Genomic DNA, 4,272 nt, shown 5'->3' with positions numbered 1-4,272 from the left:
AGCGCGGCGAGCAGTTCAGGATCGGTTTCCGCGGTCAGGCTACCGCCGTAAATCAGCACGGTGCGGTTGCCCTCCAGCCAGCGGTTTTTCTGCAGCGCGGGAACGAGCAGATCAATATCCGCCGGCTCTCCCGCCACCCAGAGGATGCGCACCCGGCCGTGCCAGAACAGGCCATAGCGGGAGCGTAAATGGCGCTTTATCGCAGGACAGAGCGCGGCGGAGGATGACTCAGAGGGCCGCACCTCTTTTTTTATAATATCGTCATCGCCCGTGGTCGTGGCGACCTGCTTGTCGAATAATTTTCCGGCAGAACTGTACACAATCAGTAATAAAAGAAGCGTGGTGAGAAAAATACCGGCCAGAACAATAAGGCTGGCAACCTGCAGAATTTTTTGTAACTCGCTCTCTTCAGTGACCCCGACCCTCTGCGGATGTAACCAGATAGTCCAGGCAAAGCCGCCAACAAGCACCATAAAAATGAACGCGATACTTAATATCCGACCTTCGGCCGATTTGGGTAACAGTGCGGTGAATCTCATGAATCCGTCTCCTGCCGGAAAGTTCCAGGGGTAATAACCGTGCTCCATAACACATCCCGCCCACGCTCTCCACAGATCACCATTTGCGATTTTTGAGCGGCATGGGCGGTTTGCGCCGCACAGGCTAATGAGAGCCAGGGCGCTGCGGCACCAGCGTTGCCAATTAAGCTATCGATATGGATCAGTCGATCCTCCGGAACTGAGTGCAATGGTCGTTTATTTTGATTCATAATAACTTCTGTATATTGTTTATCAGAAAGGTTTCCCAGCCAGAGATTACCGTCAATCCCTTCAGCAACCGGCACGTTATATGCCGCCATGTTTATACCGGCTTCAAGCTCGCCCGACGCTGAGGCATCCGGTCTATGTAATAAAGCCTTTGGGGTAAGTAGATGCTGCGTTAACCGATTCCCGAGGAGTAGTCCCACCGCCGCCTCTGTGGTTTGATTTACCGGTACGGGGGAAATTTGTAAGGCAACCATCAACAGCAGCGACTCACTCTGTATATTTTGGTTTAACCAGCGCTCAATTAAATTAAGTCCCTCTCCCGCCTGATATTCAACCGGATTCGGCCTCCCTTTTTCTCGCCAGACCTTAAACCATATATTTTTAATTATCTGTACATCAAGCGATGAGGAGATATCAAAAGCGATAACCAGCGACTGACTTTGCGGAAATCGATCGAGAGGCAGTTCATCAACGATCCTCGAGAATAGCAAATGAATCTCTTCTTCGGTCGTTAATAACTCACTATCCGGCCGTAGCCTGCTAAGCCGATACCCCACGTTACCCTCTCTGTCCTGCTGCGCCTTAAGTATCTGTCGGCCTGAAATTATTTCCTGTAGCACGTCAGCCTGTCTCTTTTGCTCATGAGCCGTTACAAAGGTGAAATTCAATATCTGCAAGGCCCGTCTTGCTTTACGTGTTTGTTGTAAGATCCAGGCTTCTCTTTTACGGTCATAGGCGTTTGCCCAACTATGCTGAAACAGCCAGACGGACAAACGTCCCAGGTAAATAGTGGTCCAGAAAACAGCCAGGATACCAGCAGCCACGCCCCAGGAAAATGAGTATTCTGTGTATTTACTCAGAATACGCAAAAGAGTCATGCTAATGGCTACCATTGCCGCCAGAACAAGCAGCCAGCGGGCTGTTTTCGGTGCCTCTGGTCTCGGATGGCAAGGTGGAAGATTTTTAAGCGAATAGCGCATTTATCACTCTCTGTTAAAACATAAATCAAGACAGGATTATTTTCACCACTAACTATCTGGCGCGCAGAATATTACAAGAGGAAAGCGCCATAACGTCTCAGACATCAGGCTTAATTTTCATTTCCAGCCATTAAGACCGACACCTGAACACCCCCTCTCCAAATTACTTCAAAGCAAACTATTTTATTCGCAAAGTATAGGTTTTGTTAAACTTCCGGGACCTGGTATACATAGTGCCATAAGTATAGCCGGAGATAGTAATATGCACTTCACCTGTTGTTAATGGCGTACCCTTAACAACAAGAGCATTGTATACAGGCGAACCGTCCCGCTGACTTTTATTTTTCGGTAAAACCTGTAAACCAGAATTATCAGGAGAAACGGTTACCGACGTATTATCTTTATTCAAAAAAGCTGGATTAGCCTCAATTTTCTCCCCTATAACGATCTCCTGCTCATAGTACATGGCAACCTTAGCATCCGGTAGACTGTCCTCTGAGGGTTTAAAATCAAGTTTAGCGGTGTGGCATGACGCGATAACCAACACTGAAAAAAGCAGCAAGAGTCTCATGATCATAATTATTTCATCGAATTAAAAGCCAGCTCGCCCAAAGTAGGTTTTATACCCTAAATAATTCGAGTTGCAGAACAAAACGCAGTGCGTTTTGAACAGCCCCCGGGCTGGCCCCGAAGGGGTGAGGCCGACAGGCCGAATCACGCGGCGACGCAGAGAATCCCCGGGAGCTTACTGCAGTAAGTGACTGGGGTGAGCGAGGACAAATCAGTTTAGCTGATTTGAACGCCGCTGGCGGCGGCCCTTTAGGGTGAGGCCCTCGGGCCGAATAAAGCCAACGCACATGCAACTTGAAGCATGACGGGTATAGACACATCACTATACTTGTATCTGCGTTCAGTTCCCTGTCCTCCGTCAGTGCTCCTGCCCTGCGTGTCACCGGGACTCAACTAAGCCGCTTAATATTTAGTCAGTGAAACATCGCCCCACTTTGTTAACATATAATCGTACAGTGGCTTATTATTTTTTAAATTACTATCGGGAACTGGAGGTTGTTCTCCGCCAAAGCCATCTTGCCCTAAGATTATGTGCTCTTCACCGTCCAGTGAATACTGTGTATTATTATTAAAGGCAATATACTTAATAGAAACAGGCTCTATCCCACCTACACAGCCTGTCTTATAAGCAAATAATACTATATACCCATTCCCAAAGGGAAAGTTTTGGATCTCAACGGAGGTATCTATAATTCCCAAGCTAATATCGTCATCACAAAACTTAACGTCGTCCTTCAAAAACCAGTCTGTCGTTGTTCCTGTTGTCTGTTTTATTAATAATTGCTCACCAATAACTTCATGATTATTATCGGCGAGCATCTTTTTCTTAATAGTCAGAGTATGCGTCCCAGTCTCATCTCGCCATTCTTTTAATAAAACTTCATTTGCATCGGCTGATAAACACAAAAAAACAAGAAAAACACAAAATCACGTCTCATCTTGCACCTTCTTTTTCTTTTATTTTAACGACTATACCCTAAATAATTCGAGTTGCAGGACAAAACGCAGCGCGTTATGAACAGCCCCAAGGCTGGCCCCGAAGCATTCCATACACAAATGAAGTATCGCCATGCTATTCAGCCACCGATACCGGGCCGCCGTCTCTTCGTCTGACCAGCGTCCAGCAGGCCCGTTCCGGGGAATGGTTCTCGTCAGTGAGCCACGGCAGCGGCTCCCCTTTTTCCAGCGTAACGTGCTGCATCTCCCGGCCGGTAAACACCGACCAGTCACCCGCGTGCGCCGCCGCCTCTCCCGACCAGCCGCTGATCGGCTTCCCTTCCCGGCTGATAAATTTCGCCTCCCGCTCCGGCCAGCTGTACAGCTCCTCCGGCGTGCCGTTGGGGAAGAATCCGCCCGCCGGCACCTCAATATACTCCCCCTCCACCCGGCGGATCAGCGTCCAGCCGGTTTCCACCCAGTCATCTTCTTGCCAGCTATAAGTTCGCTTCCCTGTCCTCGGGTTAACCCAATCTTTACGCTTTATACCTTGTAATACTTCTGCAGCCCCCGGATTTTCAGCATCCGGATACAGCAGCTGGGCCGCGGCAAACTCAACGTCCGGCAGGTAGATCCCGGCGATTACGGGCTGTTCGCCCGGCTCAATCCTGACGCTGCTGTCCAGCGCATAGCGCGGGATACGCCCCGGCAGATCCGCCAGGCTGTACAAGCCGTTTGGCCCAAGGTAGGTGAGTTTTCCCTCCTGCCACAGACCGCTGACGGTTACAGAGAGTCGCTGATCGAGCTCATCAGCCCTGTATTCCGCCATGGCGATACGCATCTGCTCCTCATCGGTCATCCAGCCGTCCCAGAATTCGCTGATACCCCGGCGGTAGTTCTTCATCGCATGACCAATATTAAAAGCCTGCGGATCGTTGTGAGTGCGCAGGATATAAGCGTTAATATAGCGCTCCCGACCCGGCCGGATATTGGGCAGCACCCGGCTTCCCCACACCACG

4 protein-coding genes and 1 pseudogene are annotated in these 4,272 nt (G+C 49.7%); all 5 read right to left on the bottom strand.

All coding sequences use genetic code 11. The features are described 5' to 3' along the window. Nucleotides 1-539 (bottom strand): annotated as a pseudogene (locus GJV78_RS22400) (type VI secretion protein VasK); the annotation flags it as partial. Continuing rightward, a complete protein-coding gene (locus GJV78_RS22395; protein ID WP_155110268.1) occupies nucleotides 536-1,747 on the bottom strand; it encodes a hypothetical protein in 1,212 nt (403 codons plus the stop codon). The pseudogene GJV78_RS22400 and the gene GJV78_RS22395, both read right to left, overlap by 4 nt. A gap of 178 nt (nucleotides 1,748-1,925) precedes the next feature. Next, nucleotides 1,926-2,324 (bottom strand): hypothetical protein, encoded by a 399-nt coding sequence (locus tag GJV78_RS22390; protein WP_155110267.1) that lies wholly within the window; start codon nucleotides 2,322-2,324, stop codon nucleotides 1,926-1,928. Between the two features lie 395 nt (nucleotides 2,325-2,719). Beyond that, nucleotides 2,720-3,223: a M949_RS01915 family surface polysaccharide biosynthesis protein gene (locus GJV78_RS22385; protein ID WP_407929082.1), complete on the bottom strand. Its 504-nt coding sequence runs from the start codon at nucleotides 3,221-3,223 to the stop codon at nucleotides 2,720-2,722. A gap of 166 nt (nucleotides 3,224-3,389) precedes the next feature. Then, nucleotides 3,390-4,272: type VI secretion protein ImpA (locus tag GJV78_RS23150; RefSeq protein ID WP_167519715.1), on the bottom strand; the 883-nt coding region annotated here is incomplete at its 5' end.

It is taken from the genome of Intestinirhabdus alba (assembly GCF_009711095.1).
Lineage (GTDB): Bacteria > Pseudomonadota > Gammaproteobacteria > Enterobacterales > Enterobacteriaceae > Intestinirhabdus > Intestinirhabdus alba.
This window is presented reverse-complemented; position numbering and strand designations above follow the sequence as displayed.

Bases quoted from the DNA above. Each gene is read 5' to 3' on its own strand.
- GJV78_RS22390 (WP_155110267.1), bottom strand. From the start codon at position 2,324: ATGATCATGAGACTCTTGCTGCTTTTTTCAGTGTTGGTTATCGCGTCA.
- GJV78_RS22395 (WP_155110268.1), bottom strand. From the start codon at position 1,747: ATGCGCTATTCGCTTAAAAATCTTCCACCTTGCCATCCGAGACCAGAG.